Origin of the sequence: Sulfurimonas sp. RIFOXYD2_FULL_34_21 (assembly GCF_001830805.1) — a bacterium.
In the GTDB taxonomy this organism is placed as follows: domain Bacteria; phylum Campylobacterota; class Campylobacteria; order Campylobacterales; family Sulfurimonadaceae; genus Sulfurimonas.
Genome location: NZ_MICH01000013.1, coordinates 59825 through 72152 on the forward strand (window position 1 = coordinate 59825; position 12328 = coordinate 72152).

General features: G+C 29.8%; 12 protein-coding genes and 1 tRNA gene. 7 read left to right on the forward strand and 6 right to left on the reverse strand.

The window, feature by feature from the left end; genetic code table 11:
- The 5 genes from A2530_RS09430 (at position 1) to A2530_RS09450 (ending at position 3689) form a co-directional block, all read left to right on the forward strand.
- Positions 1–1035, forward strand: a complete 1035-nt coding sequence (locus A2530_RS09430) for an aspartate-semialdehyde dehydrogenase (RefSeq protein ID WP_294883582.1) — start codon at positions 1–3, stop codon at positions 1033–1035.
- 3 nt (positions 1036–1038) lie between these two features.
- Positions 1039–1557, forward strand: coding sequence for a YqhA family protein (locus A2530_RS09435; RefSeq protein ID WP_294883583.1), 519 nt, complete (start codon positions 1039–1041; stop codon positions 1555–1557).
- Positions 1558–1592: 35 nt separating this feature from the next.
- Positions 1593–2624 (forward strand): uroporphyrinogen decarboxylase, encoded by a 1032-nt coding sequence (gene hemE, locus A2530_RS09440; protein WP_294883585.1) that lies wholly within the window; start codon positions 1593–1595, stop codon positions 2622–2624.
- A complete protein-coding gene (locus A2530_RS09445) occupies positions 2625–3557 on the forward strand; it encodes a radical SAM protein (protein ID WP_294883586.1) in 933 nt (310 codons plus the stop codon).
- Positions 3558–3614: 57 nt separating this feature from the next.
- Positions 3615–3689: transfer RNA gene (locus A2530_RS09450), tRNA-Asn, on the forward strand.
- A gap of 80 nt (positions 3690–3769) precedes the next feature.
- On the opposite strand, the gene A2530_RS09455 is transcribed toward A2530_RS09450, so the two are convergent.
- The 6 genes from A2530_RS09455 to A2530_RS09480 form a co-directional block, all read right to left on the reverse strand.
- Positions 3770–4825: a site-specific integrase gene (locus A2530_RS09455; RefSeq protein WP_294883600.1), complete on the reverse strand. Its 1056-nt coding sequence runs from the start codon at positions 4823–4825 to the stop codon at positions 3770–3772.
- Positions 4770–5096, reverse strand: coding sequence for a helix-turn-helix domain-containing protein (locus tag A2530_RS09460; RefSeq protein WP_294883588.1), 327 nt, complete (start codon positions 5094–5096; stop codon positions 4770–4772). Before A2530_RS09460 ends, A2530_RS09455 begins: the two co-directional genes overlap by 56 nt.
- A gap of 9 nt (positions 5097–5105) precedes the next feature.
- Entirely contained in the window at positions 5106–6437 is a 1332-nt protein-coding gene (locus A2530_RS09465; protein ID WP_294883589.1) for a hypothetical protein, read from the reverse strand.
- A gap of 237 nt (positions 6438–6674) precedes the next feature.
- Positions 6675–6932: a hypothetical protein gene (locus A2530_RS09470; protein ID WP_294883591.1), complete on the reverse strand. Its 258-nt coding sequence runs from the start codon at positions 6930–6932 to the stop codon at positions 6675–6677.
- Positions 6933–7072: 140 nt separating this feature from the next.
- Entirely contained in the window at positions 7073–7960 is an 888-nt protein-coding gene (locus tag A2530_RS09475) for a hypothetical protein (RefSeq protein WP_294883592.1), read from the reverse strand.
- Between the two features lie 64 nt (positions 7961–8024).
- Positions 8025–9833, reverse strand: a complete 1809-nt coding sequence (locus A2530_RS09480; RefSeq protein WP_294883594.1) for a reverse transcriptase domain-containing protein — start codon at positions 9831–9833, stop codon at positions 8025–8027.
- A 318-nt stretch (positions 9834–10151) separates the two neighbouring features.
- Between A2530_RS09480 and A2530_RS09485 the strand changes: the two genes are divergently transcribed.
- Both A2530_RS09485 and A2530_RS09490 read left to right on the forward strand, forming a co-directional pair.
- Positions 10152–10394 carry a hypothetical protein gene (locus A2530_RS09485; protein WP_294883596.1) on the forward strand — a complete coding sequence of 81 codons (243 nt, stop codon included), beginning with the start codon at positions 10152–10154 and terminating at the stop codon, positions 10392–10394.
- A complete protein-coding gene (locus A2530_RS09490; protein WP_294883598.1) occupies positions 10387–10680 on the forward strand; it encodes a type II toxin-antitoxin system RelE/ParE family toxin in 294 nt (97 codons plus the stop codon). The genes A2530_RS09485 and A2530_RS09490 overlap by 8 nt, the downstream gene beginning before the upstream one ends.
- Positions 10681–12328 lie beyond the last annotated feature (1648 nt).

A 12328-nucleotide genomic window follows, 5' to 3' on the forward strand; every position in this document is an offset into this window, starting at 1 on the left:
ATGTCTAAAAAATACAATGTGGCAGTAGTTGGAGCGAATGGGGCGGTTGGAGAAGAGATGCTTGCAATTTTGCATGAAGTTAATTTTCCGATTAATAAACTTGTTCCTCTTGCAAGCTCTAGAAGTGCCGGGAAAAAAGTAGAGTTTGGAAATAAAGAGATTGTTATAAAAGAGCTTACAGATACCGTTTTTGAAGAAGAAGATATCGAAATCGCTCTCTTTTCAGCCGGAGGAAGCGTTAGTGCGCAATTCGCATCAGCGGCGGTAAGAGCCGGAGCTGTTGTAATAGACAATACTTCTCACTTTAGAATGGATGAAAATATTCCCCTTGTTGTTCCTGAAGTAAATCCTAGCGATATAGCAAAATGGAAAAAATCTGGAATAATTGCAAATCCAAACTGTTCAACTATCCAAATGGTTCAAGCACTTAAACCTCTAGATGAAGCTTATGGGCTTACAAGAGTAGATGTAAGTACCTATCAAGCAACTTCTGGAGCTGGAAAAACTGCTATGGAAGAGCTTGTTAACCAAATGAAAGATTTTTTTACTTTTAAATTAAGCGAGAGTGAACATAAAGCATTTAAGCACCAAATCGCACTTAATGTAATTCCTCAAATAGATGTTTTTCTGGATAACGGATACACTAAAGAGGAGATGAAGATGGTAAATGAAACTACCAAAATAATGCACAAACAAATTCCTCTAAGTGCTACATGTGTTCGTGTTCCTACTCTAAGAGGTCATGCCGAAGCACTTACTCTTACATTTGCAAATGAAGTTAATGCCGATGAAGCAAGAGAGATCTTAAGAAAAGCTCCAAATATTGTTATTTTAGACACTCCAAAAGAATCTATCTACCCGATGCCTTCTGTATGTTTGGAAAAAAATGAGACTTTTGTAGGACGTATTAGAAATGATAGCTTCTCTAAAAATATACTTCATCTATTTATTGTTGCAGATAACTTAAGAGTAGGTGCCGCTACAAATGCCGTTAGAATAGCTCAAAAATGGGCAGAGATGGAAGAGGAAAAATAGTTAATGATTGAAAAGCTTTTTGAAAATACTTTATGGAGTTCAAGATTTATTATTATTCTTGCCGTAGTTTTTGGGCTTATTGGTGCCATCTCACTATTTATAGTTGCTAGCTTTGATATTTATGAAACTGCAAAATATGTAATTACTACATATATAAATCATGCTCATCCTGAAAACTTTCATGAAGATGTCGTTGCAGGAATTATAGGTGCAGTTGATTTGTACTTAATCGGTGTGGTAATGCTTCTTTTTGCTTTTGGTTTGTATGAGCTATTTATATCTGAAATAGATGCAGCTAAAGATGAAGAGGGAGAAGAAAACAGAATTTTGGCAATACATTCGCTAGATCAGCTAAAAGATAAAATCTCTAAAGTTATCGTTATGGTACTTGTTGTAGGTTTTTTTCAAAAAGTTGGTCATACGGAGTATAACGGTGCGCTAGATATGCTATACTTTGCGCTATCAATTACTGCCGTAGCAGTTGGACTTTTTTTCTTGGGAAAAGTCGGAAAAAGTCACTAAATAATCAATTTAAATAAAATTCTTAAAGGTATGAAATGAGTAAAATATTTGTAGATGCATGTTTTGGTAAGGAGACTCCTTACACTCCGGTTTGGATGATGAGACAAGCCGGTAGGTACCTTCCAGAGTATATGAAAGTTCGTGCCCAAGCTGGAAATTTTTTAAATTTATGCCATGACCCTAAAAAAGCTTGTGAAGTAACACTTCAACCGGTTGATATTGTAGGAGTTGATGCTGCTATACTTTTTAGCGATATTCTTGTTGTTCCTGATGAGATGGGAATGGATTTGGAATTTATTAAAGGTGAAGGTCCTAAATTTAATGACCCTATAAAAAATGAAGCAGATTTAGACAGACTAATCGGCGGCGAGGAAGCTGCTTCAAAACTCACTTATGTTTATGAAACTATCAAACTAATAAAACAAGAACTCTCAGAAGATAAAGCGCTAATCGGTTTTACTGGCGCTCCATGGACATTAGCAACCTATATGATAGAAGGAGAAGGTACAAAAACTTACAATATCTGTAAGAAAATGATGTACTCAAATCCAGAGCTTTTACATAAAATTTTAGCGAAGGTAACCGAAGTCGTAAAACTTTATATGGAAAAACAGATTGAAGCGGGAATTGATGTTGTTCAGATATTTGACTCATGGGCTGCTGCTATTGAGCCTGCAAAATATGATGAATTTTCTTGGAAATATATGGTAGAAATTGCAGACTACCTAAAAGCAAAATATCCTCATATTCCAATCATCATGTTTCCAAAAGGCATTCCTGCATTTTTAGATAAAGTTTACGGAAATTTTGATGTTTTTGGTGTAGACTGGTCAACACCTATGTCTTTTGCAAAAGAGAAGCTTGGTGATAGATACGTACTTCAAGGCAATATGGAACCGTGCAGACTTTATAGTAAAGAAGCAACAACTGAGTGCGTAGAAGCTCTGCAAAAAATAATGGGCGGTTCTCGTCACATTTTTAATCTAGGACACGGTATTCTTCCTGACGTACCTGTTGAAAACGCAAAACATTTTATTGCTGAATGTCATAGAGTAAGCAAAAAATAAGTGAAAACAATTTTTGGACCTATTAACTCAAGAAGATTCGGTTCTTCTTTGGGTATAGACCTCTCCCCTGCCCTAAAACAATGTAATTTTGACTGCCTTTACTGTGAACTTGCTCCAAGTGCGACAACAGATAAACAGACAAATGTAGTAGAAGTCTCCACTATCATTAACGGATTAAAAGAACATCTGCATGATAAAATAGATGTAATTACTATTACGGCAAACGGCGAACCTACTTTATATCCTTATCTTGATGAACTTATTGATGAGATAAATAAAATCAAAAACTCGACTCAAACTTTGATACTTACCAACAGTGCTACATTGGTAAATGATAAAATTTTTAATTCACTTTTAAAACTAGACCAGGTTAAACTTTCACTTGATGGCGTTAGCGAAGATGTATTTAAAAAAATAGACAGACCTCATCCAAGTATCAAAATAGAAAATATAGTAAAAAAGGTAATCGAATTTAGCAAAACATTTAAAGGGAAACTGTTCATAGAAATACTTTTTGTAAAAGGTATCAACGATACAAAAGAAGAGATACAAAAACTAAATGAAGTCCTTTTAAAGCTACATGTAACAAGAATTGACATTGGTACGATTGATAGACCGCCTGCTTATAATGTAAGTGCCTTAAGCTACAAGGAACTCCACAATGCTTCATTGCTTTTTGACAATGCCCTGCCTATACATATAGCTTCAAGGGTACATGCAGAGCCGAACAACTCAAACTATGACGATGAAGAGATATTAAACACCCTAGATAAAAGACCGTTGACAATGGATGATATAAATCTGCTCTTCGATGAAGAGAGTAAAAAACGACTTGAAATACTAATAAAAGAGTCTAAAATATCCAAAAAACTAGTTGGGAATTTGGAATTTTTTATTCCTCATGATAATGAGAAAAGAAAACGCACAAAATAGCCTAAAATCCTTGACTTTTTAAAACTCATAAAGTATAATTTCGACCTCTTAAAACATTCCGGATTAGCTCAGCGGTAGAGTAGGTGACTGTTAATCACTTGGTCACTGGTTCGAATCCAGTATCCGGAGCCACAACCTTTTAAACCCCTAAAATACGGGCTTTCCTAGACTTATTTTTACTTACTGTGCCCAAAGTGTGCCTATTTGTGCCCTTAGATATTACCTAAAAATGAAGCTCTTTTAACATCTTCTCTCTTTCTATACTTTGCATACATCTGTAATGTCATAGATGAATCGGTGTGACCTAACATATTTGACACCCATAATATATCTTCATTATTCTCAATCATTATAGTTGCAAACGTATGTCTCATCTGATATATAGTTCTAAACTCTATATTGCACTCTTTGAGTAGATTTTTCCATTTTGTATTTCTTATTCTTTTGATATCATAGTAATGCTCATCTTTATCATTTAAGAATACATAGGAGTTTTTACTTCCAGTAAGTTCATATTGCTCTTTTAAATATGGAAGCAGATTATCGAGTATATCTATAATTCTTATAGAGTTTTTTGTCTTTGGAGTGGATATAGTTCCCATTCTTATAGCTCTTTGGATATGTATCTCTCTTTTTTCAAAGTTAACATCGCTCCATTTAAGACCTATCAGTTCTCCGCTTCTCATTCCGCTAAAGAAACCTAATGCAGTAAAAGCTTTCATGTCATCTTTTGCAGTTGATACTATCTTCTTTACTTCATCAAGCAAAAATGATTTTACTTCAACCTTATCAAGTTTAGGAACTTTAACTTTAGAGATAGGATTTTTATCTATTATCTCATCTCTTATAGCATCATCAAATATGGTATTAAATGTTGCTCTTATGTTTCTTACTCTTCTAGGTTTTAGTTTATCAAGCAGTCTGTTTTGCCAAAGCTGTATATCAGAGGGTTTTATCATATTGAGGCGTTTTTTACCGAAAGTCGGAGAGATATGCAGTTTTATAGCCGTAGCATAATCATAAGTTGTTGATGCTTTTCTGCTTTTTGCATGGAGAGCAAGACTTATCTCTGCATACTCTTCAACCGTCGGTATTTTATTTTTCTCTTTTTCAAAGAACGCTCCCGAGTTTAGCTTATAGATAATCTCAGGAATTATTTTTGTAGTGGCAAGTTTGCGGTTCGTCTTATTATCATCAAGATTTAGAGTCCTTCTATATCTTACCGATTGATAGTAAAACGTTATCCACAATTTGCCGTCGCGTGTCATTAGTTTCAAGTGTGTTCCCTTCGACCACCCAAGAATCTATTGCAACTCTATCAAAGAGTATTTTACCGCTTTTTTTATAAAAGTGTTCTCCCTCAATAAAGTGCTCATCTTTTAACTTATAGATTCTATCGGATGAGTAGCTAAGATATGTCGCCAACTCTTTAACGCTTAACCATCTTTTTGTATGGGCGTTTTGTAAATTAGTGTTTAGCTTCTCAATAAGGACAAACATCTGAGGAAGCAGTTTTAAACTTTCAAATTCTATGTTCATGCCCTACCCCTAAAACGGTACTTTTCTAATACCGCGACGTATCAGTTCATTGTCAATAGCATCATATTTATGTAGCAGTTCATCATAGAGTGCATCATTTGGCATAATGCCTCTCATGTCTTTTGAAAGTGCTTTTTCAAAGTTTATTAATCCCTCATTGGAGTATTTTTTCAAATCATCCTCAAACTTATCTAAAACAGTTATTGCACTATTATTTTCTGAATTATCTTTTTGAAACTCTTTGATGTTTTGTCGTAGTTTGTAATCTTGTTCTGCACTTTGAAGCAGTTCATAGAAATACAGAAGTGTCGGAGAGTTCTCATGCAGTAGCAGTCTTGTAATTTGTCTTTTGATAGGTTTACGGGCATCTTCAAGCGAGTATCTGTAAGATATCTTCTCTATCTTTTCAAGAGGTGTAGTTATCTGCATAAACTCTTTATTGTCATAATGTGTTGAGATATATTCCCAAATAGGCGATAGAGGTGCTCTTCTTTTGTTTGAAGAGTTTAGCTGCTCTGTCGTAAGAGTTGAGATATCTATAACTTTTACCAAATTACAGCCCAATTCAAACAAGCTCTGAGACCGAATTAGTGCATCTTCTATGGTATCTATTGCATAATTTTTTAATACCTCTCTGTGGTATTCAAACTCAACATTAAAGATAGGTTTATTTATATCAAGTCCGTTTACTCCAAAGTAGTTATGCATCAACTCTCTTTTTATTTCCGATGATGTCTCTAACTCTTTTAGTTTATTATAGATTCTAAGCATAAACGGTTTTTTACCTACATAGTAAGTCTCTAGCTCATAACCGCTTGAACGCTCTGTAATATTTGCGGAGTGAGATTTCTTTTTAGAGAGTATCATCTCTTTACGCAGATAGTTAAAGTTATGCTCTATAAACATATTTACATCTATTCTCGTTACTGGAAAGTAGTTTGTACTTAAGAGAGCACCGCAAAGTAGTTGAGTATTTATATATTTTACAAGTGATTCTATACCTATTGTATAGATTCCTATTGCGTTAAGCTGAACTCTGATGTTATGAATGTTTTGAGCTTTTTCACTATCTTTAAATCCAACCCTGAAGAAGTCATGATTAAACCACAAGAAACCGTCTCTTCCCATACCGCTGTATTTTATATCTATATTGTTAAGCGTAATTATTATGTCATTATCTGCATAAGCATAATTAAGAGTGTTAAACTCTGCTTTTTTATTATCTATCTGTTCTATGATGTTTTCATAAAAGGCATCATATCCGCCACCGCTTTGTGCAAAATAATATAGAGCATCTATACCAGATATATGAGGTATATTTTTTATATCATCTTTTTTCATAGTAAATTTCCTTTCAGCTCCTAAGAGTCTGTAATTTCAAGAGGGTTTTATATCTACTCTCTTGATTTATGAGAGGGGGTGTTACTAAAACCCCCTCTATTAATTTCATCCATAGCAATTTGTTGATTATTCTTTATAAAATAGATGGCAAATTGCTAAAGCTAACGCCTCGAGCAAACACTGTGGCAAAGCCACGTGCACTACTCGTTGTTAGACCTACGCATTTGCTACGGTCTTTTAGATTCCGTAAAAAGTTGCCTTACCAATAAGTGCCACTTCAACTTCAACCTCTTCGTTTTCCTTGTCCTTATATAGATGGACTTTTTCAGGAGGTATAGAGATATCAAGCAACTCATTTTTAAAACCGCCGTTTTTAAGAGGTGTCTCCATTAGCAGTTGCAGTTTGTTTTTGCCTAGTGTGACTTCGCCAGTCTCGCGGTTTGTATAATCAGCACTTTTAAATAAGTGCAACATTTTTGCTTTTATTGTTAACATAAGTTAATCCTTTGATTTGATTAACTAATCGATTAGTTGTTTTTGGTTGTTCTTAAGACGGTGAAAGTATGCAAGAATTGTAAAAATATTAATAGAAAAAAATTTCCTCTATTTTATGGGATTTTTTTGTATAGAAGTTTTTATAAGCTTAGTTTACCTTGCAGAGGGGATATTTTATCCTTTATGAAGTTTTCAAATTTTATTTTTTCAGATGGAGCATTTTCATATTTTTCTATCTTTTTTAATAATTTTTTATTTATCTCTTCAAAGTTCAATAGAGATTCTATATCATTGGAACTAGGATAAGCTTGTATAATTAATTTATCAACCACCGTTTTTATATAAATTTTATCCATTTCATCTACTCTTATAACAGTTGGAGCATCTAATTTAAAAAACATTGTTTCTAATATTTCTTTAATCTGATATTTTGAAATTGCTTCAGTCTTCATCAGTGATTTATATAACATGATAGAAAGAGAAGTCATAATATTTTTTTTAGTAAGAGCATGACATCTAAAAAACTTCAAAAGAGATTTTAAATACTCATATGTTTCATACATGTAAATAAATTTTTTTTCTACATCAGTAAGCTTTTTTTTAGATTTTTGTAGTATTTGATAATTTCTCTTATTTTCTGGATTTGCCAAAAAGAATGTATGTATATCACTTTGAAGTTTGTAAAATTTTTCTATATCTTCCATAAACAACTCAAATAATAAAATATTTAAGACCATTTTATTTATGTTTTTTCTGTCTTTAATGATTATATAAAGTTTGAGATTCTTTTCAAAAGCTGATATGTATTTTTTTAAATATGATTTATCTTTTTTGATTTTCTTAATTTCAACAATCTCAATGGTATTACTTTCGATGTAATCAATGAGCTTATAATGAGTATCAAAGATTTTGAGAAGCTCTTGAACGAGAAAGTGTTTATTTTCATCTGTAATTTCAGAAATATTTGATAATTCATTAGCAGTATCATATAAAATTTGTTGTAAGTTTTTTTTTATTTCAGGTTTCATATTAAAAATTTTACCTTTTTGTAATATTATCTAATAAATTTATTTATAAATTTGGTATTGTTTTTTACTTATATTCATCATCTATTGATAATTTAGTTGGAATTAGATTATTAGTTTTATTTTTAATTATGAAATCAAAAAAATCTTTAAAAACACTATAATCAACTTCTTTATTATCACAAATGTACTTTGCTAATATTGTCTTAAAAATTTGTTTTTCAGCATATACAATATACGAGTCAATTGAAAAAAAATCATCCTTTTTAGAATTGTTTCTTAAATGATTTAATAATTGATTTGTAACTTTTTGTTTTGTTGATTTTTCAGGTTCAATTTTATATCCATGCTTATTGATAATATCTTTAATTAGCTCCTTTTGAAAACATTTTTCAATATAGCCATCTGTTTTTTCCATAATTAAATAAAAAGAATTTGGTACATAAGTTTTGTTAAAATAATTTTTAATATCTGGGTCATCTGCATCAAGTAAAAAATAATAATTTACGCTCTTATTTAAATAAGGTGATAATTTTTCTCTAAGTTCTAAAGTTACATTATCATTTTTTGTTAAAAATATTGCTTTATGATATTTAATTACTTCTGGAAAGCCACCTAATGAAACAAAGCGAATTTTTAACTCTAAAAATTTATCTTTAGAATGAAAAAAATTTAGCGCGGCTTTTAAATATGTAATATCTGTTTCTCCCTCAGTAAAAACAACTATTGAACTATACATTTCCTGAAGTGATAATTTTAAAAAGTCTTCATCTTCAGAATTCATTTTTTCTAATTTTTGATAATAATTTAATGGTAAATAATTATTAGTTGCTAAATAAAATAAATAAATACTTTTTTTATATTTATAATCCTCTTTTCCAAGTACCATGCCCATAAAATCTATTTTACCACGTAAAATTCTTTTAAATGATTTTTCTTTGTCTTTACTATATTTTTCGTCAATGTTATACAATTTGAAATGTTTTACTGATGCCTCAGCTAATCCATCTTTATGTAATGAATGGAGCATACTTCGAATTTGTCTTATATATTTCTTACTTAAGTTTACTTTTTCGTTTACTTTTAATCCTGTTACTATTTGAGAATGACAATATTTCTGAACTCTTGTTTTAGAGCTATTTAAGCTAAACCCATTTTCATTTATTTTTTTGTTTAACTCTTTAAAAAAAGCTTTTTGATTAAGGTACTTATCATTAGTAGAAAATGTTATATCATCCGCATATCTAGTATACATACATCTATATTCTTTAGCTAGGTGCATTAGCTGTTTATCCAATTTATAACAAATCATATTTGAAATTACAGGAGAAGATGGAGCACCCTGTGGCAATTGATTATTAAAAATAGTAAGCTGTGCAATTTTTGTAGCTAAATCTTTATCTATATTATAGGGATATGACATAAGCAATCCTCTTACTCTCCCAAAATTAATAGAATTAAAAAAATTTTCAATATCTACATTTATTACTATTTTTTTGTTAATATGCATATAAGCATTTGTAACTATATTTTTTTTATTGTCACTAGATTTAACAAATGCATAAACTGATTTTGGAGCATGATAAAATTTAGTTAAAAGTATGTTTATTTTCTTTTGAACAACTTTCGTGTACGAGTCTGGTATTGAAAGTCTTCTTTTTCCACCATTTTTTTTACTTATTTCTTTATGAAAGTAAGCTTTATTATTACGAATATTTGAAAGAGATAGTTCTATGATTTTTTTATTATTTTTGTAAAATATTTTAGATTCTCTATTATGAAATTCATCAATTAGGATATTTTCATAATTCTTCTTTTTTTTGAATAGATTCAGAACATGTTTCGTTGTATTACGTAAAAAGTTTTTAAAAAACACAAAACACCTTATTATTTTCACTTATTGTTTTTCTATTTTATTACGAAGTTTTAACATTCATTTCTAATATAACCATTTCTCATTCTTTCAAGGGCTGAGTCATACTATAACATGTACCTGAATCTATTTCTACTCATTGCTGGAACGACAATGAAAATTAAATTAATAAGGCAATCAATTATAACTAAAAATCTTAAATATAATTTTATGATATTACTTTTGTAACATAATAATAAATGTTTAGCGCCGCTAAAACACATGACATGAATATTATATTAAAAAAATCAAGATATAATTACAGAAAATAAGGAGTTTAGTATGCTTACTTTAAATATTGATAATAAAAATGTTGAAAATATATTTTTAAATGAGTTTCATAGCAATAAAGATAAGTTTATTGAATTCATAGAAGAGAGCTTTAACAATTTAAAAAATCAAAGCACTGCTATACAAAATGATTTATCACATTTAGAGAGTAAAGTAGATGATGGATTAAACTCTCAAATATGTTCACAATCACACAAGGAAATTTTCAAAGAATTAAAATCTAAATATGTATAGTATTAAATATACAGAATTAGCAAAACAAGATTTATTTGAACTTTTTGAGAAAATTGCACAAGACAAGCCTACAGTAGCCGTAGAATATATTAATAAACTTGAAAAACATATTGAGTTATTAGAAGAAAATCCTCTTCTTGGCATTGAATGTAAAAATAAAAATATTAAAAAAGATTGTAGAATATTGATATATGAATATTATCTCTTATTTTATAAATTTAAAAATAATGAAGTGCTAATTATTAGAGTTATAAATAGTAAAGTAAATTATAAAAAACAACTATAATTTTTATTTTTTTTAAATTTAAAGCAGTGTGCCCAAAAATGACTAATTTTAAAGAGATTTAGAGATTTTGATAGAGCTACAAAGTCCTTGTTTACGGTCTTTTGTAGTTTTTTATATGTTTTTTAGGTACTTCCAGTATCCGGAGCCACAACTTTTAAAACCCCTAAATTAGCGACTTTTAACTAACTTTTTTAATACTCGGTGTTGTTTCGGTGTCATTAGGTACACTCTTATTTTCTAAAAATGTAGCTCTTTTTTTATCATCACGTTTTATCTACTAAGTGTCATAGATAAATCACTGTGCCCAAATTGTACAAACGCTCTTAAAATGTTAATTATTTAATCTCTTCCTATTCAATTATATTATTATGAATATATGCATGATGTGTATTCTTAATCTGATATATCCCATATACATACCTTTTAATAACTTCTAATAATAGAGCTTCCTTATGTATTTACCTTTATATCAAGTGACTTAGTTTTATAACTGTATTTGGATGGTCTTCAAACTCTACAAAGACATAAATCAAAATTCGTCACATAAATTAACTTGGATTGATATGCTGCTTAAAACTATTATGCAGTTTCCATTGATATTCTATTCCTCTTCTAAAATAATCAGATACACCTATTGGTGTTTTACTGCTGTTTTAGAAAACAAAACATTAAATTTTTCATTTTTTTGAGCGTTAACTTCAGACATTATAGTTCCCATACTATTTTGATTAATGTATAGATATCCATAAAATACAGTTTTTTTTATTTGATTCATTCTGCCAAGTTTAGCTTTTTTAATATTTGATTCAAGTATAAAAGATTATCTTGATATTTCATTATAACAAGGAATTTCCCCCCCCCTCTTCATATCTAACAGCTCTAGAAATATAAATGTCAAGTAGTATAGAAATAGACATTAATGTGATAAAAAAGCTCAACTCCTCAATTAATTTTTGAATTTATTCACTATTAAATTCTTTATTTTCATAGATAAAATCATTTAATGTGGAAATTATATTAAAAACTTGATTTCTATATTTTTCAGAATTCTTATTTAAATCATCAATTTTAGTTAAAATTTCTTATATTACATTTTTATGTAACATTTATATATCTTTAATCAAGTATAAGCAAGCAGCAATTAAAATATTGGATTACAAACCTGAACAATCTCTCAATAAATCACAAACCCAATCTTTGGCATCATTGAATTTTATACACTCTCGCTAGAATATCATTATTACAAGAAAAACAGGTACAATAAAAAACTACCTCGTGCAGGCATTTGCTAACGGCACTATTAGCTCACTATGTAAGAACGCTATCACTACTTGAAGATATAAGAATTTCTAGAATAAACGGAAAATATACAAATTTACTAAAAAATACTCAAGGTTTAATCTCTTATTATTAGATGATTTTCATGTTGCTACTATGCATAATGACGATGCTATAAATCTGTTTGGGTTCATAGTGTAAAACTCAAAGATCCATCTATGAAAAAAATTAAATCTACTATTCAAAAAATGGATGAATAAAAAATCATTCGGACACTTATAATAGAATATTGTTAATTATTAATGAATATTTTAAAATTAGCAATTAAAAAACAGAAAAAAGTCGTTAATAAAAGTAAAGAGATAGCTTA

Coding starts and splice junctions, on each gene's coding strand:
- A2530_RS09490 (WP_294883598.1), top strand. CDS start 10,387: ATGTATAGTATTAAATATACAGAATTAGCAAAACAAGATTTATTTGAA.
- A2530_RS09470 (WP_294883591.1), bottom strand. CDS start 6,932: ATGTTAACAATAAAAGCAAAAATGTTGCACTTATTTAAAAGTGCTGAT.
- hemE (WP_294883585.1), top strand. CDS start 1,593: ATGAGTAAAATATTTGTAGATGCATGTTTTGGTAAGGAGACTCCTTAC.
- A2530_RS09485 (WP_294883596.1), top strand. CDS start 10,152: ATGCTTACTTTAAATATTGATAATAAAAATGTTGAAAATATATTTTTA.
- A2530_RS09435 (WP_294883583.1), top strand. CDS start 1,039: ATGATTGAAAAGCTTTTTGAAAATACTTTATGGAGTTCAAGATTTATT.
- A2530_RS09465 (WP_294883589.1), bottom strand. CDS start 6,437: ATGAAAAAAGATGATATAAAAAATATACCTCATATATCTGGTATAGAT.
- A2530_RS09430 (WP_294883582.1), top strand. CDS start 1: ATGTCTAAAAAATACAATGTGGCAGTAGTTGGAGCGAATGGGGCGGTT.
- A2530_RS09475 (WP_294883592.1), bottom strand. CDS start 7,960: ATGAAACCTGAAATAAAAAAAAACTTACAACAAATTTTATATGATACT.
- A2530_RS09460 (WP_294883588.1), bottom strand. CDS start 5,096: ATGAACATAGAATTTGAAAGTTTAAAACTGCTTCCTCAGATGTTTGTC.
- A2530_RS09455 (WP_294883600.1), bottom strand. CDS start 4,825: ATGACACGCGACGGCAAATTGTGGATAACGTTTTACTATCAATCGGTA.